We start from the raw sequence: 26437 nt of genomic DNA, 5'->3' as shown, positions 1-26437 counted from the left end.
CTGCGGTATCGCCCTGATATAGGGGCTTCGCGGTGAGGGTTTAAGTTGCATCTCCTGATTACGGATATAAGAAATTCTTATGCTAAATGTGACATTCAAACAGCTTCGCTACTTCGATGCGCTGGCGACCCAGGGCCATTTCACCCGCGCCGCCGAGGTCTGTGCGATCTCACAGCCTGCGTTGTCGATGCAGATTCGTGATCTTGAGGCGACGCTGGGCCATGCGCTGTTTGAACGTGGCGGCCGGGGGCTGCGGCTGACCCGTTTCGGACAGGATTTCGTCCTGCGGGCGCGCGACATCCTGCGTGCGGTCGCGGATCTCGAGGATCTGGCCCGCGCCCAGGGGCCGGGGCTGGCCGGGCGGCTGAACCTGGGGGTGATCCCGACCATTGCCCCCTATCTGCTGCCGCGTCTGGTCGGCAATCTCAGGCAGGCGCATCCGGGGCTCGACCTGCATTTGCGTGAGACCGTCACCGCAAGGCTGATCGAGGAATTGAGCACCGGGCGTCTGGATGCGGCGATCGTGGCGCTGCCGGTTGATGAACCGACGCTGACCGAGGTGACGCTGTTTTCGGAATCCTTCGTGTTGATCCGCGCCGCTGCCGAGGCCGCCAAGCCGGTGCCCGACCGCGAGGCGCTGGCGCAGGAAAAGCTGTTGCTGCTGGAAGAGGGTCATTGTTTTCGCGATCAGGCGCTGGCCTATTGCGGCACCAATCCAGGCGCGCAGCGCGATGGGCTGGACGGCACCTCGCTGGCGACATTGGTGCAGATGGTGGCCGCCGGGCTGGGGATGACCCTGATCCCGGAAATGGCGATCCCGGTGGAAACGCGTCACACCGCCGTCAGCATCGCCCGCTTTGCCGGGGCACAGCCGGGGCGCCGGATCGGCATGGTCTGGCGCCGCCGCAGCCCGCTGACCGCGCAGATGCACGAGCTTGCCGCGTTGGTGCGGCGGGCGGCGGGCGCCCCTGAGGACGGTCGACCTGCAGGTTGAGACCGTCACCGAGGCGCGGCGCAGCACGATTGAGGAATGCCAGCTATTGCGCGCCCAGTCAGGCGCTGGTGCGCAGCGTCACAAGGCCGGTCGAGATCGGCGGCACCACCATTCCTAAGGGCTGGCGGTGGCTCTGAGCTTCTTGTCGGCGAATTTCGACGAGGCGGTGTTTGACATTCCGCAAGAGTCTGACCCCGACCGCAGTCCGACCCGGCACCTGTGGTTCGGCATCGACCCGCCGAACTGTGCTGGCCAATCGCTGGCCAAGTTGCCGTTGCGGATCGTGCTGAACCGGCTGCGCCGGGGGTGATCCGCTTTCGCTGGCGGACCGGTCCGGCGCTATTGTCCTGCGCTATTTCTGTGGCCGTCCAAAGGCCCCGGACTGCGCCAGTGCCGCGATTTCATCGGCGCTGAACCCGGCCTCCCCCAGCACCCTGGCAGTGTCCGCGCCGAGGCGCGGCGCTGGTTTTTCCGGCTGTGCAGGGCTGCGTGAGAATCGCGTCGGCACCGCCATCGAGCGGATCGCCCCTTCGCTCGGGTGCTCGACATTCTCAAAGAAACCGGTGGCGACCAGATGCGGGTCTTCCAGCGCCGAGGCGTAGCTGTGCATCGGCAGGGCGGGCACGTCGGCGGCGTCAAACAGCGCCAGCCAGTCGGCGGTGCTGCGGGTCAACAGGATCTCGCCCAATTCGGCATAGACCGCATCGATATTCTGCATTCTGGAGGCAAAGGTCGCATAGCGCGGATCGGCGGCGGGCATCTCGGGGCGGCCAATCGCGGCAAAGAACCGGTTCCAATGGCCATCGTTGTAGATCAGCGCGCAGATATAGCCATCGCTGGTCTGGTAGGGGCGCCGGTCGGGAGACAGGTGGCGGGCATAACCACCCTGATCCATCGGCGGATCATAGGTCAGCCCGCCGAGGTGATCGCCAAGGATCATCGCCAGCATGGTTTCAAACATCGGCACCTCGACTTGCTGACCGAGGCCGGAGCGGTCGCGTTCCACCACCGCCGCCAGAATCGCATTGACCGCCGCCAGGCCGACGATCCGGTCGGCAATCGCCGCCGGCACATAGGAGGGGCGCTGACCGGCACGCACAAAGCTGTGGGCAATGCCCGATCCGCCCTGGATCAGGTCGTCATAGGCCGGACGGTCGGCATAGGGGCCGCGCTGGTCAAAGCCGACGAGAGCGGCATGGATCAGCCGGGGGTTCTCGGCCGACAGCGCCTCATATGAGAGGCCCAGCCGTGCCATCGCCCGGGGCCGGATGTTGGACACCACCACATCGCAATCCCGCGCCAGCCGGATCGCCACATCCCGGCCTTCCGGGGTTTTCAGATCCAGCGCCACGCTGCCCTTGGAGCGGTTGGTGTTCAGGAACACCGCCCCCATCCCGGCGTTTCGTGTCGGCCCGATCTGGCGGGTCACATCGCCTTCGGGGGCCTCGACCTTGATGATGTCAGCGCCGAAATCGCCAAGAATCTGGGTCGCATAGGGCCCCATCAACACCGATGTCAGATCGAGCACGCGCAGCCCTTGAAGTGGTCCCAAATCGTCTCTCCTCTGCTGCGGATCGTTGCGATTCGCCTCATTTCCGGGCGCAACTTGGTCAGGAACTGGTGGTCATGTCAAACAGAGAGGCGCGGCGGGACGGGCTAAGTTGCGGCGTCATCCTCAGGGGGGCAGATCTGCAACTGGGTGCCCCAGGTCTCGCATCTTTCGACCAGGGCCCCGGGCACCGGACGGTCGGTGAACAGGGTGTCGATCGAGGCCAGCGAGTCGATCACCATCGGCGCGCTGCGCTGGAATTTCGAGGCATCGGCGACCAGCAAGGCGCGTTTGGACTGACGGATGATGGTCTGGCTGACCACCACCTCTTGCAGGTCGTAATCCATCAGATCGCCGTCTTCGTCCAGGGCCGAACAGCCGATGACGGCATAGTCGAACTTGAATTGTTCGATGGTGCGGATCGCCAGAACCCCGACCAGCCCGCCGTCCGACCGGCGCAGCGATCCGCCGGCGACGATGACCTCGCAATTCGGATTGCCGGCCAGGATATTGGCGACGTTGATATTGTTGGTGACCACCAGCAGATCGCGGTGGTTCAGCAATTCCCGCGCCACCGCCTCGGTCGAGGTGCCGATGTTCAGGAACAGCGAGGCGCTGTCCGGGATTTCGCCGGCGCAGGCACGGGCAATGGATCTTTTCGCGTCAGCATGCAGGTTGGTGCGCGCGGTATACCCCATATTGGTGGGGCCCGCAGGCAGCACGGCACCGCCATGCACGCGGTTCAACTGGCCGCTCTCGGCCAGCTCTGACAGGTCGCGGCGGATGGTCTGGACAGCGACGCCGAAATGGCTGGCCAGGCCCTCGACGGTCACTTTTCCTTCGGCGCGGGCGATTTCCAGAATCGCGGGCAGTCTGAACGCCTGTGACAGCTGAATGTTCCAAGTTCTGGCACTGAGGTGCGGTGAAGGCCTCGATTATTGTTTATTTGGCGGCGCATCACAAGCTGCCTGCGTGCCTGACCCAAGGGCAGGCACCGGGCCGAGGGCGCGCGGCGCATCGGTGAAAATCGCCGCCGGGGCGGGGAAATGCACCGGTCCTGCCGGGGTGGCGACCTCGACCCGGCGCAGATGCGGATGCCGGGCCAGACCCTCCATGTCATTGACGCTGGCAAAGGCGACATCGGCGCGGGTCAGCAGATCAATCGCCGCCGCCGTGCTGTGGCGCAGAAAGGCGGCGCCGACCAGCGCGTCGGTCTCCGCGCGATTCTGCACCCGGGCGACATTGCTGGCAAAGCGCGGGTCGCTGATCGGGCTCTTGTCCTGCAGGAACTCGGCACAGAACTTCGCCCATTCCCGCTCGCTCTGGATCGAGATCAGGATTTGCCCACCATCCGCCGCGCTAAAGACCCCGTAGGGGGCAATCGACGGATGCGCCAGGCCGATCCGGGTCGGGCTGCGCCCGGCCTCGTGGTTCAGCAGCGGCACGGTCAGCCAATCGGCCATCACGTCAAACATCGAAATCCGGATATCGGCACCTTCGCCGGTGATGCCGCGCCCGATCAGCGCTTCAAGCACCGCCGCATGGGCGGTGGCACCGGTGGCGATATCGACCACCGAGATCCCGACCCGCGCCGGTTCCTCCGGCCCGCCGGTGATCGAGGCCAGCCCGGTTTCGGCCTGCACCAGCAGGTCATAGGCCTTGCGATTGGCATAGGGGCCGCTGTCACCATAGCCGGTGATGGCGCATTGGATTAGGCGCGGATAGCGGGTGCGTAGCCGCTGCGGGCCAAAGCCGAGCCGGTCAAGCGCCCCGGATTTGAGGTTCTGTACCAGCACATCGGCACCGGCCAGCAGTTCGTCGAGCGCCCGCTTGCCCGCCTCTGATGCGAGGTCGAGCACATGCGATTCCTTGCCCCGGTTGAGCCAGACGAAATAGCTGGACTGGCCCTTGACGGCAGCGTCATATCCGCGCGCAAAATCGCCCTCGGGGCGCTCGATCTTGATCACCCTTGCGCCAGCATCGGCCAGCCTTGCGGTGCAGAACGGCGCCGCAACCGCCTGCTCCACAGCGACGACGGTCAGCCCCGCCAGCGGCAGCGCCGTCATCAGAACGACCTTGGCAGGCCGAGGATATGCTCGGCCACATAGGACAGGATCAGGTTGGTCGAGATTGGCGCCACCTGATACAGCCGGGTTTCGCGGAATTTGCGTTCGACATCGTATTCGGCAGCGAATCCAAAGCCGCCGTGGAATTGCAGGCAGGCATTCGCCGCTTCCCAGCTGGCCTTGGCCGCCAGGTATTTCGCCATATTGGCCTGGGCGCCGCAGGGTTCACCGGCATCGAACAGGCGGCAGGCCTCGAACCGCATCAGATTGGCGGCCTCGACCTCGATAAAGCTTTCGGCAATCGGGAATTGCACCCCCTGGTTCTGCCCGATCGGCCGCCCGAATACCTCGCGGTCCTTCACATAGGCGCTGACCTTGTCGATGAACCAATAGCCGTCGCCGATACATTCCGCCGCGATCAGCGACCGTTCGGCATTCAGCCCGGTGAGGATGTATTTAAAGCCCTGGCCTTCTTCGCCGATCAGGTTTTCGGCGGGAATTTCGAGATTGTCAAAGAACAGCTCATTGGTCTCGTGGTTGACCATGTTGAGGATCGGTTTGACCTCCATGCCCTTGGCTCGGGCTTCCTTGATATCGACCAGAAAGATCGACAGCCCTTCGGATTTCTTTTTGACTTCGGACAGCGGCGTGGTGCGGGCCAGCAGGATCATCAGATCGGAATGTTGCACCCGGCTGATCCAGACCTTCTGGCCGTTGATCACATAGCGGTCGCCCTTTTTCACCGCCGTGGTCTTGATCTTGGTGGTGTCGGTGCCGGTGGTCGGTTCGGTCACGCCCATGCTTTGCAGGCGCAATTCGCCTGAGGCGATCTTGGGCAGGTATTTCTGCCGCTGCGCCTCTGAGCCATGCTGCATCAGGGTGTTCATATTATACATCTGGCCGTGACAGGCGCCGGAATTGCCGCCCGCGCGGTTGATTTCTTCCATGATCACCGAAGCTTCGGCAAGGCCGAGGCCAGAACCGCCATAGGCTTCGGGAATCAGTGCCGCCATCCAGCCATTGCGGGTCAGCGCATCGACAAAGGCCTCGGGATAGCCGCGTTCCTCATCGACCTTGCGGTGATATTCGGCCGGAAATTCGGCGCAAAGGGTGCGAACAGCATCGCGGATCTCGTCATATCCAGCCCCAATTGTTGATTGCATCGCATCCTCCTGATGGCAGTGGCGCGCCCCGGCGAACCGCCCGGCGCTGGTTTCGCCGCGCAAGCTATCTGGGCGCGACGGAAATTGCCAACCGCCAGCCGAAGTTTTGAGACGTTTATGTTGTTTAGTCGAGGGTGCGGCGGAACCGGAACAGCGACAGCAGCGACAGCAGGACAACAAACCCGCCCAGGGCCAGAAAGGCGCCAGAGACGAATTGCGCGTCGGCGCCTTTCAGCATCACCGCGCGGATCAGCCGCAGGAAATGGGTCAGCGGAAAGATTTCGCCCAGATATTGCGCCCACATCGGCATGCCCCGGTAAGGGAACATGAATCCCGACAACAGCAGCGAGGGCAGGAAAAAGAAAAAGGTCAGCTGCATTGCCTGCATCTGGGTGCGCGACACCGTCGAGATCAGATAGCCGAGGATGACGAGCGCCAGCACGAACACGAACACCCCGGCCAGGATCAGCGACAGGCTGCCGACAAAGGGCACCCCGAACACCGCCCGCGCCGCGACCAGCACCACCGCCACCTGAACCGCGCCGACCGCCAGATAGGGCAGCACCTTGCCCAGCATGATTTCCAGCGGGGTGGCGGGCATCGACAGCAGGTTTTCCATGGTGCCGCGTTCGGTTTCGCGGGTCAGCGCCATTGCCGTCATCATCACCATGGTCAGCTGCAGGATCACCCCGAGCAGGCCGGGCACGATATTGTATTGGGTGATCCCTTCGGGGTTATAGCGGCGGTGCACGACGATCGAGACACCGGCGCCCCCCCGGTCTGCCCCGGCCATAGCGGTCCCGGCCTCGCGCGCCAACGCCTCGGCGGCAACGGTGCCCAGCGTCGATATCGCGCCCGAGGCGACGGCGGGATCGGTGGCGTCGGCCTCGATCAGGATGGTGGCATTGTCATTGCGTTCAATGCGGCGGCCGAAATCCGACGGCACCGTCACCACAAAGGCGGCATCGCCGCGGGCGATCATCGCCTCGGCCTCGCCGACCGTCGCATTGGGGGCGATGAAGCGGTAATAGCCGGTCAGCTCCAGCGCCGAGACCATCGCCCGGGTGAACCGGTCCTGGGTCGGGGCGACCAGCGCGGCGGGCAGTTCCTTGGGGTCGGTGTTGATGGCAAAGCCGAACAGCATCAACTGCACCAGCGGGATGCCCAGCATCATCCCGAAGGTTAGCCGGTCGCGGCGCATCTGGATGGATTCCTTGACCAGCAGCGCCCGCAGGCGGCCAAATGACAGAAACCGGCTCATTGCATATTGTCCTGTGACTCGCCCATCAACTGGATGAACACATCCTCAAGGCTGGTGTCGGCGGCGGCCATTTCGACCCCGGCGGCCTTGGCGACCCGGCTGACGGTCTTGCGCAGTGCCGCGCCGTCGTGTCCGACCACATGCAGGGTCTGTCCAAAGGGTGCCACCTGATCGACGCCCTCGGCACCGGTCAGATCGCGGGCAACCTGGGCGATGCCCTTGCCCGACAGCACCAGGGTGGTCAGCCCGGCGTCGCGGACCACCTGCCGGGTGGTGCCCTGGGCGACCAGCTTGCCATAGGAGATATAAGCGATGCGGTGGCAGCGCTCGGCCTCGTCCATGTAATGGGTTGAAACCAGAACCGTCAGCCCGTCCTGCGCCAGCGCATGAATCTCGTCCCAGAAATCCCGTCGCGCCTTGGGATCGACCCCGGCGGTCGGCTCATCGAGGATCAGCAGCTTGGGGCGGTGCATGATGCAGGCGGCCAGCGCCAGCCGCTGTTTCCAGCCCCCCGACAGCGACCCGGCCAGCTGATCCTTGCGGCTGCTCAGCCCGAGATCGGCGAGGGTGTCGCTGACCACCCGGCGCGGTGAGGCCATGCCATAGAGCCCGGCGACAAAGCGCAGGTTTTCGGCAATGGTCAGATCCTCGTAAAACGAAAATCGCTGGGTCATATAGCCGACTGCGCGCTTGATCGCGCGCCGGTCGCTGCGGATGTCATGACCCAGAACCCGCCCCTCACCGGCATCGGGTTCAAGAAGCCCGCACATCAGCCGGATGGTGGTGGTCTTGCCCGATCCGTTGGGGCCGAGAAAGCCCATGATCTCGCCCGCCGCAACATCCAGCGTCACCGCGTCGACCACGGTTTTGTCGCCAAAGCGTTTGGTCAGGCCGCGCACCGAAATCGCCGGTTCCGCTGCCGGGGCAGAGGCCGGATCAGGGGCCGGATCAGAGGCCTGACCGGGCGCGGTCATGGCCGGTTGCCGGGCAGGGCGACATCGACGATCTGGCCCGGTTTCAGATCGCTGCTCGCTTCCGGGCGGGCCTCGATCAGATAGACCAGCTTCTGCCGGTTCTGCAGCGAGTAGATCACCGGCGGGGTGAATTCCGGCGCATCCGAAATATAGGTGATGCGGGCGGTCAGCCCCGCTGCGCAACCATCACAGCTGACGCGGAGCCGATCCCCCACCGCGATTTCGGAAAAGGCGGTTTCCGGCACATAGAGCCGCAGTTTGACCGCGCCATCGCCGAGCACCGACAGGATCGGCGCCGAGGGTCCGGCGATTTCGCCCTCGGTGCGGATCACGTCAAAGACGGTGACCGGTTCGGACAGGCTCAGGCTGCGCTGATCCAGATGCCAGGTGGCGCGGGCAAGCCCGGCCTCGGCGCCCTTGACCGCCGCTTCGGCCTCGGCGATGGCCTGCGCCCGGGCCGGCAGGCGGGCGACGGCCAGTTCGGCCTCGGCCTGGGCAACCTTGGCCGAGGCGATTTCAAAGGCGGTGATCGCGTCATCGCGCTGGGCGACGGTGGCGGCGCCGCGGCTGGCCAGGCTGATCACCCGGTCGCGGGTGCGCTCTGCCTCGGTCGCCTGGGCCCGGGCCGAGGCGAGGTTGGCCTCGATCACTCCGATCTCTTCGGGGCGCTTGCCCTCCTGCAGATCCGCCAGCCGGGTCAGGGCCTGGGCCAGCGCCGCCTCGGCCTCGGCCTGGGCGATTTCGGCGTCGCGCTTCTCCATCTCGACCAGCACCGTGCCGGCCTCGACACGGGTGCCACGGGTCACCAGCACGGTCGCGACCTGGGCCACCGCGACCGGCGCGACCAAGGTGAATTCGCCCTCGACATAGCCGGTGGCAAAGGGCGCGGCTGGGGCGCAGGGGGCATAGAGGCTGGCCACCAGAGCAAAGCTGCAGAGATCAATCATGTCGGTGCCTTTCAAGGGTGTCGCGCAGATTGGCGATGACCAGATCCGCGACCCGCCGGGTTTCATCCGGTCCGATGCCGTCCCAGCCCATCCGCCGGGCCACCAGCGGCTGGGCAACCCGGAAATAGAGGATCTGGCCAATCATCGCGAAGATTGCCAGCTTGACCGCCTCATCCTCGGGGTCGCGGCCGGTCGCCTTGGCCCAGAGGTCGCAGATCGCCCGGTGGCGCGGTTCCAGAAATTCGGCATAGATCACGTCCACAGCATCGCCCTGATCGGTCAGTTCGCGCAGCATGAACGTGACCATATCCTGGGCCTGCGGGGTGCCGACAACCAGCCGCACCAGCGCTCCGACCATCCGTTCGATCTGATTTTGCGCCGCTTCGGCCGTGGCGGGTGGCTGCGGCGCGCTCTCGGCGTCGAGCAATCCTGCGATCAGGTCGGCCACCGATTTGACACAGGCCGCGCGCAGCCCGGCCTTGCCACCGAAATGATAGGCGATCGAGGCGACATTGGTGTTCGCATGGGCGGCCAGCTCGCGGGTCGAGGTGCCCTCGAAGCCCTTGCGCCCGAACAGCTGTAGCCCGGCCTGGATCAGGCTGGCATCGGTCTTGGGTTTTTGCGGCGTGGTGGTCATGGCAAATTTTTAATCAATCGTTTGATTGAGTCAAGGCGTGATCAGATCCACCCGCCGTGTCGCGCAGCCTATTTGCCGACAATGCCGCGCGCCGATCCGGCGATCAGCCGGGCGGCATCGGTCAGCGGTCCGACCGGTGGCAGGGCCGAGCGGCAGCAAAAATAGCGCGGCTGCCAGATCGGATCGAATTTGGCCTTGAACCGGCGCAGCCCGTCAAAGCTGTAGAACCGGTCGCCATGCGCATAGACAAGGTTGCCGAACCGCGCCCACAGCGTTGCGCCGCGCCGTCCCGGCAGACCCGCAAACGGCACCATGCCAAGGCTGAAGAACTGCCGGCCCTCGGCCTTGAGCTGCAACAGCAGGTCGGTGAACAGGAATTCCATGGTCGCGGCCGGGGCGTCGGGGCGATGACGCATCAGATCGACGGCGCCGCTGCGGTCGGATTCCATCAGATTGGCAAAGGCGCAGATTTCGCCGTTCAGCCGAACTATCGCGATCCGGGTGCGGTTCAGCCAGGCCGGATCGAAACGGCCCACGGAAAACCGTTTCTCCCGCGCCGCGTGCTGCATCAGCCAGCCCTGCGAAATCACCGCCAGCGCGTCGATCAGGGCCGGGTCATGCGGCGCTGGCATGATCTCGACGCTGAGCCCATCGCGCTGCGCCCGGTTCCAGGTGGTGCGCAGCTTCTTGCGCTCGGGCCCGTCGAGGCTGAAATTGAGCAATGGCACCACCGCCTCTTCGCCCATCTTGTGCAGGGTCAGCCCCATGTCGATGGCCTGTTCGGCAAAGCCCATCGGCGCTTCATAGAACACTGGCCGTGCCCCGGCGGCGCGGGCGGCGTCATGGAACGCCCAGGCCAGATCCTCGACATCTTCTTCGCTGCCGACCGGCGCGCCCATGGCGATCCAGGACCCGCCCTTGACGCCATAGGACAGGACCGAACGGCCTGCCGGGCCGAACATCAGCGCCTTGTCACCAGTCAGGGCGATGGCGTCCCCCCCCTGGCCGAACTCGGCAATGATCCCCTGTGCTTTCGCAAGCGCCTCTGGATCCGGGGTCGAGGTGCCTAAGCGGGCGACGCGAAAGCCGGAATAGAGCAACGCGGCGCTGAGGATCACCCCGGCGGTCAGCGCCGCCCGCCAGGCGACCACGGCAGGGGCGTCCCCGGCCACCTGCCACCAGGTCAGATCGCGGGCGGCGCTGTCGGCATGGACCATATACCAGGTCAGCCCGAGTGAGGTCAGCGTCGCCAGGGTAAAGACGATCCAGCGCACCGACATGACCCCTTGCGACAGCCGGGCACGGCGATAGAATTCGCGCCGACAGGGCCAGAGGATCAGCGCCATGACACTCAGGATCAGCACCCGGTCCAGGTCTTGGGTCTTCAGCGCCGCCACCGCGATCCCGCTCAGCAGGACCGCAAAGACTCCCCAGAACGCCAGATGCGAGCGGCGAAACACCGACACCGACAGCACCGCCATCAGTGATCCGATGATCGAGGACAGCAACGGCCCGCCCTCGACCATGGTCAGCGGCAGCAATGTCTCAATCTCTTCGGCGGTGATCCTGGCATTGGGCAACAGCCCGGCGAACATCATCGCCAGGCCCGAGCCGAGCACGAGCACCCCGGTGGCCATCGGGATCAGCGACCGCCCGGCCTTGACCACCGGCATCAGCGGGCCAAGGGCTGGCAGTTTCTGCCCGGCGGCGCCCCAGACCTCGGTCAGCGACAACAGCAGCAGTGCCAGCACGAAGGGCAGCAGGAAATAGATCAGACGGAACAGCAGCAGCGCCGTCACCGCGTCATTCACCGGCACCGTGGCGGGCAAGGCGGCGATAACGACACTTTCGAACACCCCGATGCCGCCGGGCACATGGCTGGCGACCCCGACCATGGTCGCGATGGCAAAGACCGCCAGCATATTGGCAAACGGCATCGCCCCGGTCGGCAGCAACAGATGCAGGGCCAGGGCGGCCATCGAGATATCGACCGAGGTGATCGCCAATTGCCGCAGCAGGTCGCCACCACCCGGCGCGGTCAGGGTGAACCGGCCAAGGCGGAGGGCGCCGCCCCGGTGGGCGATCACCACCATCACCAGGACCAGCGCCAGAACCGCAGCCAGCGCCAGCAGCCGCAGATGCGCCGGTGGGATTGCGACGAATCCCGACAGCGCCGCCGGGTGAATCGCCAAGGCCCCCAAACCGATCAAGGTGGCGCCGATCCCGTAGGACAGCGCCGCAAAGGTGGAAATCGCCGCGACGTCATAGGCATCAAGCCCAAGTGCCGAATAGATCCGATAGCGCACCGCGCCGCCGGAAACCGCGCTCAGCCCGATGGTATTGCCCAGGGCATAGCCAAGGAAGCCGCCCAGGGCGACAGAGGCTGGCGGTGCCGATTTGCCGATATAGCGCAGTGCCGACCAGTCATACCCGATCAGCGCGGCATAGCCGACCGCAGTGGCCGCCAGGGCGGCGGCGATCAGATGCGGCGGGGTGGCACGCAATTGCGCCAGCACCACCCGCATGTCGAGCGGTGCGAGCAGGTGATACAGCGCATAGATCCCGGCGACGAACAGCAGCCCGGTGACCAGCAGCGGCGCATGTTGGCGCAGCAGCGCCGCCACCGGTTGACGGGGCAGGTCGTCGGTCTTGGGTTCCTGACGCATTGATCGAGTCGCTTTCTCGTTCTGGTAACCGGCATCCGCCCCTCTGGCCATAGCCCAGGTCGGGGCGTGAGCCAACGCGCTATACCGGCGCGGTGCGGAAATGCTGGCCACCGCTGCGATGCGCAATGGCGTGGGGCGCGGTCGGTGGCGGGCAGGGCGGTATGGCCCCGTGGCTCGTCGCGGCCTGCTAGGTCGTGGAACCGGTGGGTGAACACCACCAATGGCGGCACCAGTGAAATGGCCTTTGCCACCCGGCCCCGCCATACCCGCCCGGCTGCGGGGGGGGGCGGTCAAAGTTGATGGGGCCGCGTGAACCGACAACACCGGCTTCGGCCCAGCAATTTCAACGTCAATGCACTGGATTATAGTGCGATCAGGTGGTTGTCCCACATCAGGTTCGAATGGGTCACCGAAACGCCGCGTCGCCCCCCCAGATGCCGGATTTCGCCGGTTCCCGAGGTCACGGTAAAGCCGTCGCCCTGCAGTACCACCCCGCAGACATCCGCGATTTCGTGGGTTTCAAGCAGCGCCAGGGTTGCCGCCGCGTAGATCTGGGTCTTGCCGCCGCGTGGCGACGTCACTGCCAGGGTCGCGCCGTCCGAGGACACCGCGATGCTGCCGATATAGCCCTGCATGTCGCGCAGATGCGCCGCGTCCGAATGGCTGAGGGTGATCGGCTCTCCACGCCGATGGCTGCCGACCAGTCCCGACACCGCGCCCGCGCCCTGCCATTGCATTCCAAAGGCGACCTCGCCAGTGCAGCCAAGCGCCAGGTGCCGGATCGAGTTCTTGTGCAAGGCCGCAGGCAGGCTGGCGGTTTCCAGCACCTGCCCCTGCTCCAGATAGGCGAGATTGGGGCGCATCGTCGGAATGTTGAGCTTGGTTCGGCCCGAATCCGGGTGGGTTTCGATGCCGCCATTGGCGACAACCAGGACCTCGCTATCGGGCAGCCGCTTGATGTCATGCGGGCCGACTCCGCCGCTGGCCCAGTCATCGACCCGGGCATAGCCCCGCGCGGCATCCCATACACCGATCCGACCCTGACCTGCCTCGCATTCGTTCTCAGTGGTGAACAGCAGATCGCCATCCGCCGAAAAGGCGCCGTGGCCATAGAAATGGCGTCCCTCGGGAGCGCGCAGCACCGCCTTTTGGGCCCCGGACCGGCAATCGATCACCACCGCATAGGTGCCCGGCCGACGGGCAAAGGCGACGGCCTCGGGGCGGGTCGGATGGGCGGCGGCGGCATGGCCGCGGGCGGGCAGCGGGAACTGAAAGGCGACGGCGAGATCGGCGCGAATCCCCGCCAGAATATGGGCACCATCCCGGGTGGCGGCGGCCGAAAGGAAGGTTGGCGACCCGACATCGGCCCAGCTTGGCCGCGGGATCAGCCCGGCGGCCAGCAAGCCACCAAGGAACTGGCGACGACCGGTGTTGTGGCCGGTATTGGGGTTGGCAGTCGGGCTGGCAGTGGGACCGGAGGCTCGGGGGCTCATCTCAATCTCCATCCAGCGCATTGAACCCGGCACTGACGCCGAGGGTCGGGCCAAGCCGCGTGCGGACCGTGTCGCGGATGCCGATGAGTGTTTGCTGCAGGCTTTCGATCCGGATGCGGGAAAGCGGATCGGCAACACCGGCAAAGGCGGGATCGTTCAGCGCCGCCACCTGTGCCAGGGCGGCAGCAAAGCGGTTGTCGAGGTCGGCGGCGAGATCGGGTTCGGGGGCGGCCAGACGCAGGGCCAGATCCTTCAGCGCGCTCAGGCTGAGGCTGACATGCCGGGCAGAGCGCTGTGACCGGCGCGCCTCGGCGCGGTTTGGACGCGGGCGGTCATAGCTGCCGAGCGGGCGACCAAGGCGCGAGTCAGAGGTGAATTCAAGGCCAGCGGTCAGGGCCTTGAACAGCTCTTGCAGGGCCTCCTCGGGGCTGTGGTAGACCGCCTCTGGCCCCGGGTTCCGCATCGTATCGGCATAGCTGGCCTGCCAATCGTCGCGGATCGCGGTGGCGGTGGTGGCGATGTCACGGCTGATCGTCTGGACCAGGGTGCAATGATAGGCGGCGTCGCCTGCGCCCATCAGCCTGTCGTCATAGAGCAGGATCTCCAGCGCATAGAAACCGCGCGCGGCGATCGACACCTCGCGATACTGCGTGGGCGATGTGGCGATCGGGTCTTGCGCGGCGATCAGCCCGGCCAGGGCGCGCGGCGTCGCGCCACGGCTGTCGGGCCAGAAGGCCAGGGCAAAGGCGCGGTCGTCTGTTTCACTTGGGCCGAACCGCAGGTGGCTGGTTGAGATCCAGGCGTCAAAGGCGGTGCCGAAAGCGCGGCGAAGCGCTTGCGATTCCGGCGCGCATTCGGTGGCGGCGACCTTGGCCAGGGCTTGCGTTTGTTCTGCCAGAGCCTCGATCCGTGGCAAGATATGGCTGGTCAGGATGTCCTGAACCGCCGGATGCGCCGGTTCTGCGATTGGTCTGGCCGGCAGGCTCAGAAGGGTGACGATCAGGGCAATCCGTCTCATAGGCTCTCCAGAAATGCGATCAGGGCGTTGCGGTCGGCTTTGCTCATCTCGACGACGCGGGCGCGCTGGGCGCTGGCCTCGCCGCCATGCCAGAGCACCGCCTCAAGCAACGAGCGGGCGCGACCGTCATGCAGGAAATAGCTGTGGCCGCTGACCTGCTCGGTCATCCCGACACCCCAGAGCGGCGGCGTGCGCCATTCCTGGCCATTGGCCCGCGCCTCGGGGCGGTTGTCGGCCAGGTCGGGGCCCATGTCATGCAGCAGCATGTCGGTATAGGGCCAGATCAGCTGAAAGCTTTGCTCGGGCTGGTCGGTCAACCGGTGGGTCACGAAACTGGGCCGGTGACAGGCCGTGCAGCCGGTTTCATAGAACAGCGCCTTGCCGCGCAGAACCTCTGGATTGCCGACGTCGCGCCGTGCGGGCACCGCCAGGTTGCGGCTGTAAAAGGTTACCAGGTCCAGCCCCTCGATATCGATCTCGGTGCCGCGCGCATCGCCATCGCCATGCGGCGCGTTGAGGCAAGCAGTTTGCGCCGAGGTGCAATCCCCCGCAGGGGCCGGGAACAGCGGGTTGGAAATGCCGATATCACCGGCAAAGGCAGCGGCGGATTGTTCCCGGATCGTCGGCTTGCCCGCCTTCAGGCCAAAGCGGCCCAGCATCGGCTGGTTGAACTCTGCCGACCAGACGACATTCGGGCGTCCGCTGATCCCGTCGCCGTCGCGGTCCTCGGGATCGGCCAGGGCCAGGATATCGGCGGCGGGGATCGCCTCGAGCAGGCCAAGGCCGATCATCTGTTGCGCGACCCGCGGACTCAGCATCGCGTCAGGATGCAGCGGCCCATAGCCGAGGTCGGCGGCGGTATAGCTGGGATGGCGCAGCGACACGACGCGGCCATCGGCGAGGTGAACCGGTTCTTCCTCATAAGTGATGGAAAGCCGGTATTCGGCGGGCTGGCCGGGGGCGGCGAAATCCTGCAACTGGGTGCCGTAATTCGGGTCGGGCAGGGTGGCCAGATAGCCTTTGATCGCGGCGATGGCGGCTGCGTCAGCCTCCGCGCCTTCCGGGCTGGGGATCGAGATCCGCAGGAACATCGAAATCGCGTTGTCCTCGGGCCCCTCGGGCGGATGGCCGCGTCCGTCCTTGATATGGCAGCGCTGACAGGACCGGGCGTTGAACAACGGGCCAAGCCCGTCAGAGGCCAGGGTGGAGGACGGCGCCGACACCCAGACCTTGCGGAACAGGCCATTGCCGACCTTGAAGGTCAGCTCATCGGCAAAGCTGACATTGGCCGAGGGTTGCGAAAACGCATTGTCATCGGGCCAGACCCGCACTGTCGCCGCCCCGGCCGGGCGGTCCTCGAACCGTTGCGGCGCCGAGAAGTCACTGGTCAGGGCGGTGACCGTGGCAATCCGCGCCGCCTCTTTCGCCGTGCGCGGCACGATCGACAGATGCGGATCGCCCTGCGGCCAGTCGATTGCTGTGGGGCGCTCCTGTGCCGTGGCCACCGAGCCCGCCAGCAAGCTGGCGAGCAACAGGTTGCGCGGTGTTGTCCGGTTTCGATGCATGGCGCGCAGCATAGATTTCTTGGCGGAATTTGGCCAAGTTCTCCGGCGCGCGTCGCTCGGCCACTGGTTCGCTATCTGGTGGGGTGAGGCGAGGGCGCAGCCGCGGACCCTGGCATCACCGCCTGAACCAATCTGGAGCGGGAAAATCGGCCTGCAACCGACATGAGACACGAGGTCCTGCGGCGCAGAAACCGCGCGATCTCTGATGTCGTTGCATTGGCCGATGATCATTGGTTTAGCCTCCGAAGGGGATCACCAGGGCAAGCCCGAGCATGGTTGATTTCTGACCGGCTTCATTGGCGAATCCGACCCCCGCCGACAGGCTTTGCCCGCCTCGGAATTCATAATCCACCCCAAGCGACAGCAACCGGTCGGTGCCGGTGCTGGTGATGCTGCGATGGGTGAAGGAGGCGTTATAGGTGATCGGGCCGCTGGCAAGGCTGGCGCCGAGCGTGACATAGGTGGCATCGTCGGCGCTGCCGCCAAAACCCTCGAACCTGGCGATTTCACCGATCACCGTGATCCGGTCATTGATCGCATGGCTGAGGCCCAACGCCAGCCCGGTTTCGTTCGACACATCCCCGACCCCGGCGGACATGAACCGCCCCGAGGCAGAGAGGCTGGTGGCGCCAAGGCTGACGTCATATTGCAGCGCGACATTGTTCAGCTTGCCGGTGTTGCCCGCACCGCCACTGGCCCGGGTCAAGCGCCCGCGGCTGGTGCCCAGCGAGTCACTCAACACGGTGGTGTCGGCAAAAAACACCGCCGCCGACAACGTGCCGCGGCCCAGTTCGGTTGTGGCGCTGATGCCGATCATTTCGCTCAGCTCGTAATCCTCGGCATAGGCGCTGCCATAGAATCCCGGGGCCTGATCCCAGGCGATGCCAAAGGCGGGGCTGATCTTGCCCGTGGCAATTTCGGTGCTGCCAAGGCTGAAGGCCAGTCCCAGTTCGCCGACATAGGCGCCGATATCGCCAAACAACCGGTTTCCGGTAGGGTCCAGCACTGATTCAACGCTGATGCCTGCGAAGGCACGCAGGCTTTCGTTGAAGGCAAAACCAAAGGTCAGCTCGGCGGAGCCGTAGATATCGCTCAGTTCGGCGCCGGGAATGTCGGATGAGACGGTGGAATCGATGCCGAGTTCCAGCGCGCCCTCCCAGGTAAAACCGGTGCTGCTTTCAGCCTTTGCAGCTGTAGACGCCAGCACCAGGGCGCAGGTCATCCCTGCTAGGTGAATCGATTTGGTCATTCTGTCTTCCTTTGAGCACCGGCCTTTCAACTCCGCTGGCGTCTGGCGTGCAGGGTTGAAACGGCCGGGATGCGGGTTTCATTCAAAAACGGCGGAGGGGGTGTCGAGGCTGTCGGAGCCTTCAAAGGCGATCTGGTCGAGGCCGAGCTTGCTAACGATCCGCTCGATGGTCTTGGTCTGGTCGATCAGCCCATTCACCGCGCCCATGATCAGCGCCTCGCCGTTGGCGTTGCCGCGTTCCAGCATCTGGTCATAGGCAAACCCGGCCTCGGCGGCGGTCTTGATCCGGCCGAGCGCGCGCATCGTCGTCGCCAGCCTGGTCTTCATCTCAAGGTCGAGACCGGCATCGCTCGCCACCACCAGATCGGACAGGGACGGGCCGGAAACCAGCCTGCCGTCAATGCCGACATAGGCGCCGAGATAGACGTTCTGCACCCCGAGCCCGTCGTAGTAATGGCTGTTATGGGTGTTGTCGGAAAAGCAATCATGCTCTTCTTCGGGATCATTCAGCATCAGGCCAAGGCGCATCCGTTCCCCGGCCTGTTCGCCGTAGGACAGCGACCCGATGCCGGTCAGGACCGCAGCCAGGCCGGTGTCTTCATCCGCCAGCAAGGCGGCGCGCCCGGCGCCGCCTTCGCCCCATTGCGCCGACATCCAGTGCAGATCGCTGACCAGCAATTCGGTCGCGGCGGCCAGGTATTGACCCCGGCGGTCGCAATTGCCGCCGGTGCAGGCCGCGCCGTGGGCGTAATCGGTCCAGGGACGCTGACCGGCGCCGGTGTCGTGACCGTTCAGATCCTGACCCCAGAGCAGGAATTCGATGGCGTGGTAACCGGTCGCGACATTGGCCTCGATCCCGTCGGCCTCGTGCAGGGTATCAGACAGCAAGGCCGGGGTGATCACCCGCGCGTCGATGGCTTTGCCGGACAGGGTAAACTGCGGGCTGGCCACGACATTGAGCACCGCCAGCGCGTTTTCATCCGAGGGCCCGCCATAGGCAGAATCGACGTAGTCGATCAGGCCCTCGTCCAGCGGCCAGGCATTCACCTGGCCCTCCCAGTCATCGACAATGGCATTGCCAAAGCGGAACACCTCGGATTGCTGATAGGGCACCCTTGCGGCCCGCCAGGCCTGCCGGGCCGCCGTCAGGTTTTGCGCCGAAGGGCTGGCCAACAGGGTGGCAACAGCGGTTTGCAGACGCTCTGCGGTGGTGGCGCTGTCCTGATAGATGGCGGCGGCAATATCGGCGTAGCTGCCCAGCACCTCTGATTTTTCGACCGCCATTGCGGGGGTGGCGAGGGCCAGGGCGAATCCCGCCGATTGGAGAAGGGGTGATTGCATGGAACTGTCCTTGTCAGTGAAATGTGGTCTTTGGGTGATCGGTTCTGGCGACCTTGATCCGTCCCGGCGCGCAGGGCCGCATCCGGTTCAGCGCAGGGCCGAAGTCGGCCGCCAACGACGCGATCATCGGTGCCACCTCGGGTCGCAGCAGCGGCCGGTGGCCAAAGCGGGCACAGAGCCCGCTGAGGTCCTCGAACGATGGCAACCGCTTGCGGCCAAGATCTGGCCCGAGGCTCGGGACCAAATCAGTGCAGACCTGCGCCTGGGCCTCTGGCCCGTCACGGCAGGGCTGAAGATAGACCACCGCTGCGACCTCGATCTCAACCAACTCGGAGACAAAGCCAACCGGCGCGGCGCTGCGTTTCTCTTGATCACGGCTCATTTGGTCAGGATCAACTTGCCAGCCCGGGTGATCCGCAGCGTGTAGCTTTGCCCGTCCAGCACGATCCGCGCCAATTCGCCACCATTGGTGAGGTCGCGCGCCGAATGGCTTGGCACGGGGTCGGCGGGCATTGGTTTGGGCGGCGGCGATGGCTGGCTCATGGCGCCCGGCGCTCGGCGTCTGGGCGCAGTTCGAGCCGCCAGTGCTCGGCGGAGCCTTCGGCTTCGGGCGCGGCGCTGAGAAGCGCAAGATCGTCAACCTGTCTGCTGCGCGGGGTCTGGCGCTCGTCGAGCTCAGGCAGTGGTTTTCTGGTGGGCGGCATCGGGAAGTCCTCACAAGATCGCGTGTCGGGCTTCCCCTGCAGTGACCTGGCGCTGCAGGACTGTGGGGTGGCTTGACTTGTCATATACCTGAGTTAAGCAGTCAAGATTGTCAATCCGATTGTTTTAGTCGGATATGAAGTCCGGCGGACATGGTGCTGAGAGCGGGCCGCGATGTCCGGACCTCGGCCAAGATCGAGGGGGCTTTGCCCCCTCGTGCTCCCCCAGGATATTTATGACCAGAGGAAGAGGGGGCAGGGGACTCGCCTGCGCAATTGACCCCGGTTGATATGAATCAAGGCGCATATGCGCCCGGGCGCATTATCAATCTGGCATGCAGGACCTCTTGACCGCCCTTTGTGATTCGACCCGCCGCTCCGCGCTGGCGCTGCTCTGGGGCGGCGGCGAGCATTGCGTGTGCGAATTGATGGTGCGGCTCGATGTCAGCCAGAGCCGGATGTCACGGCATATGAAGGTGCTGCGCGAGGCCGGGCTGGTGCTGGATCGACGCGATGCGCAATGGGTGCGCTATCGCCGCAACCCGGATCTGGCGCCGCAGCTGGTTGGCGTGATCGACGCGGTGCTGGCCGCAGAACAACAGAATCAAAGGAAAGCCGGATGAGTGTTGAAACCCCTGAGGCCCTGCCGCCGCGCGGCGCGCCTGACTGGCTGTGGTATCTGGGCGTGGCCAGCATCGGCCTGGCGCTCTACCTGGTCTATGGCCAGCTGATCCCGTTTTCGGAATGGGCGACCGCGCTGTTTCCGGTCGCGCGTCACAGCCACAGCGGCGAGGCGATTGCCTTCTTCCTCTATGATGTGCCCAAGGTCCTGCTGCTGCTGACCGGCATCGTTTTTGTCACCGGGGTATTGCGCAGCTGGTTCAGCCCGGAAAAGACCCGCGCCATCCTTGCTGGCAAGCGCCAGATCTGGGGCTATCCGCTGGCCGCGTTTCTCGGGGTGTTGACGCCGTTCTGCTCCTGCTCCTCGGTGCCGCTGTTCATCGGCTTTGTCTCGGCGGGGATCCCGCTGGGGGTGACGTTTTCGTTTCTGATCGCCGGGCCGATGGTCGGGCCAGTGGGCCTGGGGCTGCTTTACGGGCTGGTGGGTTGGAAGATTGCCACCATCTACCTGGTTTTTGGATTTTCCATCGCCACGCTGGCCGGGTTCGTGATGGGCCGGATGGGGCTGGAGCGCTATCTGCAGGACTGGGTGCGCGAGATGAACGCCGGCCCCGTCGGTGATCTGCCCGAGGAGCGCCTGACACTGGTGGACCGGCTGAAGATCGGTGTCGAACAGGTACGCGAGATCGTCGGCAAGGTCTGGATCTGGGTGCTGGTCGGCATCGGCATCGGCGCCGCGATCCATGGCTATGTGCCTGAGGCGATGATGCTGAAAATCATGGGCGGTGAGGCCTGGTGGTCGGTGCCCGCCGCCGTGGTTGTAGGGGTGCCGATGTATACCAACGCCGCCGGGGTTATCCCGATTGTCGAGGCGCTGCTTGGCAAGGGGGCGGCGCTGGGCACCGCGCTGGCCTTCATGATGTCGGTGATCGCCCTCAGCCTGCCTGAAATGATCATCCTGAAACAGGTGCTGACCTACCGTCTGATCGGCATCTTCATCGCCGTGGTGGCGGCGGGCATCCTCGCCACCGGGTATCTCTTCAACTTCCTGCTCTGAACCGTTGCGGACCCGCCGCAACGCCATTTCCCGAAAGGACATCCCGATGAAGAACATCAAGGTCTATGGCCCTGGCTGCAAACGCTGTGACGCCACCGAGGCGATGATCAAGGACGCCGCGACAAAGCTTGGCATCGAGGTCGCCATTGAAAAGGTCAGCGATGCGCGCGCCATCGCCATGGCCGGGGTGATGTCGACCCCCGGCATCGCGATCGATGGCAAGCTGGTGCATGCGGGCGGCCTGCCGGATGCGACCAAGCTCGGCCAGTGGCTCAGCGCCTAGGCGAGGCCGGGTCTGTTCGGCATCTGCCCTGCCGGGACACCGGCGGGGCGGGGCTGGCGCGCGCCGGGGCACCTTTTTGGCCCTGGTTTCCGCGACGAAATCTCACACTTTTGCCACGGCAAGGCGGGCTGTTACAAAACCGTCATCTGATTTTTGCATAAGCATCACAGAATCGATCTAGCGACGCAGCAGAGGCCGAAACCACCGGCCCTCGTGAAAATCAGGAGATACCATGTCTTTCACAAAGCTTTCCGTGTCGGCTCTGGCCCTCGTTGCCGTCTCGGCAACCACCGCGGCCGCGCGCGATGAAATCCGCATCGTCGGGTCGTCGACCGTGTTCCCCTACACCCAGGCTGTCGCCGAACAGTTTTCCAACAACACCGGCGCCGCGTCGCCTATCGTCGAATCCACCGGTACCGGCGGCGGCATGAAGATTTTCTGCGGCGGCATTGGCGAAAGCCATCCCGACATCACTGGCGCCTCGCGGGCGATGAAGGCATCGGAATACGAACTCTGCCAGAAAAACGGCGTGACCGACGTATCCGAGGCGCTGATCGGCTTTGACGGCCTGTCGATGGCGATTTCGCGCAGCAACGACTACGACTGGAACCTGACCCTGGGCGAGATTTACCTGGCACTGGGTGCCCAGGTTCCGGTTGACGGCGAATGGAAAGACAACCCCTACAAAATGTGGAACGAAATCAACGCCGACCTGCCGGCTGTTGAAATCCTCGCCTATGGCCCGCCGCCGACCTCGGGCACCCGTGACGCCTTTGTCGAACTGGCGATGCATGCCGGTTGCGAAGAGCTGGCCTATGTTCATGACGGCGGCTTTGACGGCAAATGGGTCAAAGAAAACTGCTCGCGCATGCGCACCGACGGACCGTTCGTCGAAGCCGGCGAGAACGACAACCTGATCGTTCAGCGGCTGGAAGCGGATTCCAACGCCGTCGGCATCTTTGGCTATTCGTTCCTTTACGAGAACCTGGACAAGCTGAAAGGTGTGAAGATCGAAGGCGTCGCACCGAGCACCGACACCATCGCCGACAAATCCTATCCGGTGTCGCGTCCGCTGTATTTCTACGTCAAGAATGCGCATCGTGGGGTGATCCCGAACCTCAACGAATTCATTGAGGAATACATGTCCGACGACGCGCTGGAGGCCGGTGGCTATCTGTCCGAACGTGGCCTGGTTGCCCTGTCCGACGATCGCCGTATCGAGCTTCAGGACGCGGTTCTGGATGGCAAGCCGATGACCGCGCCGAATTAAGCTCCGCAGTTTACGCTAAAGCCCGGGGCGCATTCACGCGGCCTGGGCGACCTCTTGGAAAGAACAGGCCAATGTCAGCACTTCCCTTTCTCCTGCTCATTGGCGCGGTCTGCGCCGGTTACATCCTGAACCGGGTTGCGGCCAAATCGATCCGCGACCGTGGCGACCGGCTGCATTCGATGACCTCCTATCATGGCTTGTTTTCGGCGCTGCTGATCCTGGTTCCGGTGCTGACCTTCATTCTGTTCTGGCTGATGCTTCAGGGGCCGGTGATCGACCGCCTGGTGATGGCCGGGTTGCCGGACGGGGCGCTGGGCGAGCGCGGGGCCGGGGCCACGCAGCTTGTCCTGGCCGAGATCAAATCCCTGTCCCGCGGCCAGGTGTTCGGCTCTCCCGAAGAATGGAAGGTCGCCGCCGCCAGCCACCTGTCGCAGCTGCACCAACGTGCTGACTGGCTGCTGATTGTCGCGGTCGCCGCACTCTCGCTGCTGCTGATGGGCCTTGCCCGCGCCCGGGTCAGCGCCGATTTTCGTGCCCGCCAGGGTGTCGAGGGCATCGTTTCCGGGCTGATGGTGTTCTGCTCGGTCGTCGCGATCTTCACCACCATCGGCATCATCGTTTCGCTGTCCTACGAAACCCTGCGCTTTCTGAAACACGTGCCGCTGTCGGAATTCCTGTTCGGCATGAACTGGGAGCCGCAGATTCCGCTGCGCGAGGATCAGATTGCCGCAGCGGGCGCCTTTGGCTGGCTGCCGGTGTTCCTGGGCACCATGGTGATCACCGTGGTCGCCCTGGTTGTCGCGGTGCCGGTCGGGTTGTTCTCGGCCATCTACCTCAACGAATTCGCGCCGCGCCGGTTGCGGGCAGTGGTCAAGCCGGTGCTTGAGATTCTGGCCGGGGTTCCCACTGTGGTCTATGGGTTTTTCGCCATCCTGGTGGTCGCCCCGGCGATCCGCAGCCTGGGCCAGTCCTTCGGCCTTGATGTCGCGCCGAACACCGCGCTGGCGGCGGGCGGGGTCATGGGGATCATGCTGATCCCGTTTATCTCTTCCTTCGCCGACGATGCCCTGTCAGCAGTGCCGCGCACCCTGCGTGACGGCGCGCTTGGCCTTGGCGCAACCCGGGGCGAGATGATGACCACAGTGTTGTTTCCAGCAGCCCTGCCGGGGATCGTCGGTGGCGTGTTGCTGGCGGTCAGCCGGGCCATCGGCGAGACGATGATCGTGGTGATGGCGGCGGGTCTGATCGCCAAGCTGACGATCAACCCGCTCGACAGTGTCACCACCGTGACGGTTCAGATCGTGACATTGCTGATCGGCGACACCTCTTTTGACAACCCCAAGACCCTGGCGGCCTTTGCCCTGGGGATGATGCTTTTCCTCGTCACCCTGATGATCAACATCATCGCGCTGCGCATCGTGCGCAAATACCGCGAAGCTTACGATTGAGGCGATCGACATGACCGATGCAACCATGCCGACCGGCACCCCCCGCAAGGCGAGTTCATCCGAATTGGTCGCGGCCTCGCTGAAACGCCGCCGCCGCAAACAGACCCGGCTGCAATGGATCGGCCTTGGCGCCATCTCGATCGCCTTTGGCATGCTGTTTATCCTGGTCGCCTCGTTGGTGTCCTCGGGCTGGACCGCCTTTACCCAGACCCACATCACCCTGTCGGTCTATGTCGACCCAGAGGAGGTGCCGCTGAAACGGCTGCCGCGCGGCGGCTTTGACGATGTTCTGGCGGTCTCGGTGGCCAAAATGCTGCCCGGCACCGATATGAGTGTCCGCGCCACCGCCAAATCGGTCGAGGGTATCCTGTCGAAAGGCGCACAGTTCAAGCTGCGCGATATGGTTGTCGCCGACCCGGGGCTGATCGGCCAGAGCGTGACCCTGAAAGTCCCGGTCTCGGACCCGTTCGACCAGCTCAACAAAGGCCTGATCGACCGTGACACCCCGGATGAATTCCGCCGGGTAAAAAACACCGAGATCGCCTGGTTCGACACGCTCAAGGACCAGGGCGCGATTTCGAAACCGTTCAACTGGGCGCTGTTCACCAATGCGGATTCACGTTTTCCCGAACTCGCCGGTCTCAAGGGGGCCCTGGTCGGGTCGTTCTGGGCGCTGCTGACCTGTTTCCTGATCGCCTTTCCACTGGGCATCGGCGCCGCGATCTATCTTGAGGAATTCGCCCCGCGCAACCGGTTCAGCGATCTTATCGAGGTCAATATCAACAACCTGGCGGCGGTGCCCTCGGTGGTGTTCGGGCTGCTGGCGCTGGCGGTGTTCATCGGCTGGTTCGGCCTGCCGCGCTCGGCGCCCTTTGTTGGTGGCCTCACCCTGGCGCTGATGACCATGCCGACGATCATCATCGCCACCCGCGCGGCGCTGAAAGCGGTGCCGCCCTCGATTCGAGAGGCCGCGCTTGGCCTTGGCGCATCGAAACAGCAGGTGGTGTTCCAGCACGTGCTGCCGCTGGCGATGCCCGGCGTGTTGACCGGCACCATCATCGGTCTGGCCCAGGCCCTGGGCGAGACCGCGCCGCTGCTGCTGATCGGGATGAACGCCTTTATCACCTCGGCCGCCAACAGCCCGTTTGACAGCGCCACCGCCCTGCCGACCCAGATCTTCATCTGGGCCGACAGCCCGGAACGCGGTTTCGTTTCGCGCACCTCGGCGGCGATCCTGGTGCTGCTTGGTTTCCTCGTCATGATGAACGCGGTGGCGATCTACCTGCGGCAGAAATTCGAACGCAAATGGTAAGCGCTCCGGAAAGGACAACGCCATGAACGACATGCGAAAAATCGAACGGGACGTGAAGATGACCGACACCAAGATCACCGCGCGCGGCGTCAATGTTCATTATGGCGACACCCATGCGATCAAGGATGTGGATGTCGACATCGCTGACAAGACGGTGACCGCCTTTATCGGCCCGTCGGGCTGTGGTAAATCGACCTTCCTGCGCTGCCTGAACCGGATGAACGACACCATCGATATCTGCCGGGTGCAGGGCGATATCCGGCTGGACGGGCAGGACATCTATGACAAGCGGGTGGACCCGGTGCAGCTGCGCGCCAAGGTCGGCATGGTGTTTCAGAAACCCAACCCGTTTCCGAAATCGATCTATGACAATATTGCCTATGGGCCACGGATTCACGGTTTGGCCAGGAGCAAGGCCGACCTCGATGTGATCGTCGAAAAATCGCTGCGCCGGGGCGCCATCTGGGATGAGGTCAAGGATCGACTCGACCAGCCGGGCACCGGGCTGTCGGGGGGCCAACAGCAGCGTCTCTGCATCGCCCGCGCGATTGCCACCGAGCCCGAGGTGCTGCTGATGGACGAACCCTGTTCGGCGCTTGACCCGATCGCCACCGCCCAGGTCGAGGAACTGATTGACGAGTTGCGCCGGGACTATTCGGTGGTGGTCGTCACCCATTCGATGCAGCAGGCGGCGCGGGTCAGCCAGAACACCGCGTTCTTTCATCTCGGGCATCTGGTCGAGTTCAATGTCACCGACCAGATTTTCACCAACCCGCAGGACAGCCGCACGGAAAGTTACATCACTGGCCGGATCGGGTAGGA

Annotated in this window: 26 protein-coding genes; 9 read left to right on the top strand and 17 right to left on the bottom strand. The window is 64.6% G+C overall.

Features of this window, described 5'->3' with window-relative positions:
- Positions 1–79: 79 nt before the first annotated feature.
- Both P1U48_RS07605 and P1U48_RS07600 read left to right on the top strand, forming a co-directional pair.
- The gene (locus tag P1U48_RS07605) at positions 80–994 is read left to right on the top strand and encodes a hydrogen peroxide-inducible genes activator (protein ID WP_301068346.1); all 915 of its coding nucleotides are present in this window, start codon (positions 80–82) and stop codon (positions 992–994) included.
- A gap of 127 nt (positions 995–1121) precedes the next feature.
- Positions 1122–1304 (top strand): hypothetical protein, encoded by a 183-nt coding sequence (locus tag P1U48_RS07600; protein ID WP_301068345.1) that lies wholly within the window; start codon positions 1122–1124, stop codon positions 1302–1304.
- 42 nt (positions 1305–1346) lie between these two features.
- Here P1U48_RS07600 and P1U48_RS07595 read toward each other — a convergent pair whose 3' ends face one another.
- From P1U48_RS07595 to P1U48_RS07515, 17 genes are all read right to left on the bottom strand, one after another.
- Positions 1347–2546 (bottom strand): CoA transferase, encoded by a 1200-nt coding sequence (locus P1U48_RS07595; protein ID WP_301068344.1) that lies wholly within the window; start codon positions 2544–2546, stop codon positions 1347–1349.
- 104 nt (positions 2547–2650) lie between these two features.
- A complete protein-coding gene (locus P1U48_RS07590; RefSeq protein WP_301068460.1) occupies positions 2651–3433 on the bottom strand; it encodes a DeoR/GlpR family DNA-binding transcription regulator in 783 nt (260 codons plus the stop codon).
- 45 nt (positions 3434–3478) lie between these two features.
- The gene (locus tag P1U48_RS07585; protein ID WP_301068343.1) at positions 3479–4609 is read right to left on the bottom strand and encodes a CaiB/BaiF CoA-transferase family protein; all 1131 of its coding nucleotides are present in this window, start codon (positions 4607–4609) and stop codon (positions 3479–3481) included.
- Entirely contained in the window at positions 4609–5772 is a 1164-nt protein-coding gene (locus P1U48_RS07580) for an acyl-CoA dehydrogenase family protein (RefSeq protein WP_301068342.1), read from the bottom strand. Before P1U48_RS07580 ends, P1U48_RS07585 begins: the two co-directional genes overlap by 1 nt.
- Positions 5773–5896: 124 nt before the next feature.
- Entirely contained in the window at positions 5897–7033 is a 1137-nt protein-coding gene (locus tag P1U48_RS07575) for an ABC transporter permease (protein WP_301068341.1), read from the bottom strand.
- Entirely contained in the window at positions 7030–8007 is a 978-nt protein-coding gene (locus P1U48_RS07570; protein WP_301068340.1) for an ABC transporter ATP-binding protein, read from the bottom strand. Before P1U48_RS07570 ends, P1U48_RS07575 begins: the two co-directional genes overlap by 4 nt.
- Positions 8004–8954 (bottom strand): HlyD family efflux transporter periplasmic adaptor subunit, encoded by a 951-nt coding sequence (locus P1U48_RS07565; protein ID WP_301068339.1) that lies wholly within the window; start codon positions 8952–8954, stop codon positions 8004–8006. Before P1U48_RS07565 ends, P1U48_RS07570 begins: the two co-directional genes overlap by 4 nt.
- Complete coding sequence (locus P1U48_RS07560; protein ID WP_301068338.1) at positions 8947–9591, bottom strand: CerR family C-terminal domain-containing protein; 645 nt, start codon at positions 9589–9591, stop codon at positions 8947–8949. The genes P1U48_RS07565 and P1U48_RS07560 overlap by 8 nt, the downstream gene beginning before the upstream one ends.
- A gap of 68 nt (positions 9592–9659) precedes the next feature.
- Complete coding sequence (gene mprF, locus P1U48_RS07555) at positions 9660–12257, bottom strand: bifunctional lysylphosphatidylglycerol flippase/synthetase MprF (RefSeq protein ID WP_301068337.1); 2598 nt, start codon at positions 12255–12257, stop codon at positions 9660–9662.
- 362 nt (positions 12258–12619) lie between these two features.
- Positions 12620–13750, bottom strand: a complete 1131-nt coding sequence (locus P1U48_RS07550; RefSeq protein ID WP_301068336.1) for a DUF1513 domain-containing protein — start codon at positions 13748–13750, stop codon at positions 12620–12622.
- Position 13751: 1 nt separating this feature from the next.
- The gene (locus tag P1U48_RS07545) at positions 13752–14768 is read right to left on the bottom strand and encodes an imelysin family protein (RefSeq protein WP_301068335.1); all 1017 of its coding nucleotides are present in this window, start codon (positions 14766–14768) and stop codon (positions 13752–13754) included.
- Positions 14765–16333: a di-heme oxidoredictase family protein gene (locus P1U48_RS07540; protein WP_301068334.1), complete on the bottom strand. Its 1569-nt coding sequence runs from the start codon at positions 16331–16333 to the stop codon at positions 14765–14767. Before P1U48_RS07540 ends, P1U48_RS07545 begins: the two co-directional genes overlap by 4 nt.
- A 235-nt stretch (positions 16334–16568) precedes the next feature.
- Positions 16569–17582: a porin gene (locus P1U48_RS07535; RefSeq protein ID WP_301068333.1), complete on the bottom strand. Its 1014-nt coding sequence runs from the start codon at positions 17580–17582 to the stop codon at positions 16569–16571.
- A 78-nt stretch (positions 17583–17660) separates the two neighbouring features.
- Entirely contained in the window at positions 17661–18923 is a 1263-nt protein-coding gene (locus P1U48_RS07530; protein WP_301068332.1) for an imelysin family protein, read from the bottom strand.
- A gap of 13 nt (positions 18924–18936) precedes the next feature.
- Complete coding sequence (locus tag P1U48_RS07525; RefSeq protein ID WP_301068331.1) at positions 18937–19305, bottom strand: hypothetical protein; 369 nt, start codon at positions 19303–19305, stop codon at positions 18937–18939.
- Complete coding sequence (locus P1U48_RS07520) at positions 19302–19466, bottom strand: hemin uptake protein HemP (protein ID WP_301068330.1); 165 nt, start codon at positions 19464–19466, stop codon at positions 19302–19304. The genes P1U48_RS07525 and P1U48_RS07520 overlap by 4 nt, the downstream gene beginning before the upstream one ends.
- On the bottom strand, positions 19463–19627 hold the full coding sequence (locus tag P1U48_RS07515; protein ID WP_301068329.1) for a hypothetical protein: 165 nt from the start codon (positions 19625–19627) through the stop codon (positions 19463–19465). Before P1U48_RS07515 ends, P1U48_RS07520 begins: the two co-directional genes overlap by 4 nt.
- A 332-nt stretch (positions 19628–19959) precedes the next feature.
- Between P1U48_RS07515 and P1U48_RS07510 the strand changes: the two genes are divergently transcribed.
- From P1U48_RS07510 to pstB, 7 genes are all read left to right on the top strand, one after another.
- On the top strand, positions 19960–20247 hold the full coding sequence (locus tag P1U48_RS07510) for a metalloregulator ArsR/SmtB family transcription factor (protein ID WP_301068328.1): 288 nt from the start codon (positions 19960–19962) through the stop codon (positions 20245–20247).
- Positions 20244–21302, top strand: a complete 1059-nt coding sequence (locus P1U48_RS07505; RefSeq protein ID WP_301068327.1) for a permease — start codon at positions 20244–20246, stop codon at positions 21300–21302. The genes P1U48_RS07510 and P1U48_RS07505 overlap by 4 nt, the downstream gene beginning before the upstream one ends.
- 46 nt (positions 21303–21348) lie before the next feature.
- Positions 21349–21585 (top strand): thioredoxin family protein, encoded by a 237-nt coding sequence (locus P1U48_RS07500; protein WP_301068326.1) that lies wholly within the window; start codon positions 21349–21351, stop codon positions 21583–21585.
- A 232-nt stretch (positions 21586–21817) separates the two neighbouring features.
- The gene (locus P1U48_RS07495) at positions 21818–22855 is read left to right on the top strand and encodes a substrate-binding domain-containing protein (protein ID WP_301068325.1); all 1038 of its coding nucleotides are present in this window, start codon (positions 21818–21820) and stop codon (positions 22853–22855) included.
- Positions 22856–22926: 71 nt separating this feature from the next.
- Positions 22927–24303, top strand: coding sequence for a phosphate ABC transporter permease subunit PstC (gene pstC, locus P1U48_RS07490; protein ID WP_301068324.1), 1377 nt, complete (start codon positions 22927–22929; stop codon positions 24301–24303).
- Between the two features lie 10 nt (positions 24304–24313).
- Positions 24314–25615 (top strand): phosphate ABC transporter permease PstA, encoded by a 1302-nt coding sequence (gene pstA / locus P1U48_RS07485; RefSeq protein ID WP_301068323.1) that lies wholly within the window; start codon positions 24314–24316, stop codon positions 25613–25615.
- A gap of 22 nt (positions 25616–25637) precedes the next feature.
- Positions 25638–26435: a phosphate ABC transporter ATP-binding protein PstB gene (gene pstB, locus P1U48_RS07480; RefSeq protein WP_301068322.1), complete on the top strand. Its 798-nt coding sequence runs from the start codon at positions 25638–25640 to the stop codon at positions 26433–26435.
- Positions 26436–26437 lie beyond the last annotated feature (2 nt).

The sequence above is a fragment of the Pseudooceanicola sp. genome, assembly GCF_029213205.1.
In the GTDB taxonomy this organism is placed as follows: domain Bacteria; phylum Pseudomonadota; class Alphaproteobacteria; order Rhodobacterales; family Rhodobacteraceae; genus Pseudooceanicola.
This window is presented reverse-complemented; position numbering and strand designations above follow the sequence as displayed.

Coding starts and splice junctions, on each gene's coding strand:
- P1U48_RS07580 (WP_301068342.1), bottom strand. CDS start 5,772: ATGCAATCAACAATTGGGGCTGGATATGACGAGATCCGCGATGCTGTT.
- P1U48_RS07515 (WP_301068329.1), bottom strand. CDS start 19,627: ATGCCGCCCACCAGAAAACCACTGCCTGAGCTCGACGAGCGCCAGACC.
- P1U48_RS07495 (WP_301068325.1), top strand. CDS start 21,818: ATGTCTTTCACAAAGCTTTCCGTGTCGGCTCTGGCCCTCGTTGCCGTC.
- pstC (WP_301068324.1), top strand. CDS start 22,927: ATGTCAGCACTTCCCTTTCTCCTGCTCATTGGCGCGGTCTGCGCCGGT.
- P1U48_RS07550 (WP_301068336.1), bottom strand. CDS start 13,750: ATGAGCCCCCGAGCCTCCGGTCCCACTGCCAGCCCGACTGCCAACCCC.
- pstB (WP_301068322.1), top strand. CDS start 25,638: ATGAACGACATGCGAAAAATCGAACGGGACGTGAAGATGACCGACACC.
- P1U48_RS07510 (WP_301068328.1), top strand. CDS start 19,960: ATGCAGGACCTCTTGACCGCCCTTTGTGATTCGACCCGCCGCTCCGCG.
- P1U48_RS07585 (WP_301068343.1), bottom strand. CDS start 4,609: ATGACGGCGCTGCCGCTGGCGGGGCTGACCGTCGTCGCTGTGGAGCAG.
- P1U48_RS07545 (WP_301068335.1), bottom strand. CDS start 14,768: ATGAGACGGATTGCCCTGATCGTCACCCTTCTGAGCCTGCCGGCCAGA.
- P1U48_RS07575 (WP_301068341.1), bottom strand. CDS start 7,033: ATGAGCCGGTTTCTGTCATTTGGCCGCCTGCGGGCGCTGCTGGTCAAG.
- P1U48_RS07570 (WP_301068340.1), bottom strand. CDS start 8,007: ATGACCGCGCCCGGTCAGGCCTCTGATCCGGCCCCTGATCCGGCCTCT.
- mprF (WP_301068337.1), bottom strand. CDS start 12,257: ATGCGTCAGGAACCCAAGACCGACGACCTGCCCCGTCAACCGGTGGCG.
- pstA (WP_301068323.1), top strand. CDS start 24,314: ATGACCGATGCAACCATGCCGACCGGCACCCCCCGCAAGGCGAGTTCA.
- P1U48_RS07605 (WP_301068346.1), top strand. CDS start 80: ATGCTAAATGTGACATTCAAACAGCTTCGCTACTTCGATGCGCTGGCG.
- P1U48_RS07525 (WP_301068331.1), bottom strand. CDS start 19,305: ATGAGCCGTGATCAAGAGAAACGCAGCGCCGCGCCGGTTGGCTTTGTC.
- P1U48_RS07560 (WP_301068338.1), bottom strand. CDS start 9,591: ATGACCACCACGCCGCAAAAACCCAAGACCGATGCCAGCCTGATCCAG.
- P1U48_RS07535 (WP_301068333.1), bottom strand. CDS start 17,582: ATGACCAAATCGATTCACCTAGCAGGGATGACCTGCGCCCTGGTGCTG.
- P1U48_RS07565 (WP_301068339.1), bottom strand. CDS start 8,954: ATGATTGATCTCTGCAGCTTTGCTCTGGTGGCCAGCCTCTATGCCCCC.
- P1U48_RS07505 (WP_301068327.1), top strand. CDS start 20,244: ATGAGTGTTGAAACCCCTGAGGCCCTGCCGCCGCGCGGCGCGCCTGAC.
- P1U48_RS07540 (WP_301068334.1), bottom strand. CDS start 16,333: ATGCATCGAAACCGGACAACACCGCGCAACCTGTTGCTCGCCAGCTTG.
- P1U48_RS07520 (WP_301068330.1), bottom strand. CDS start 19,466: ATGAGCCAGCCATCGCCGCCGCCCAAACCAATGCCCGCCGACCCCGTG.
- P1U48_RS07530 (WP_301068332.1), bottom strand. CDS start 18,923: ATGCAATCACCCCTTCTCCAATCGGCGGGATTCGCCCTGGCCCTCGCC.
- P1U48_RS07500 (WP_301068326.1), top strand. CDS start 21,349: ATGAAGAACATCAAGGTCTATGGCCCTGGCTGCAAACGCTGTGACGCC.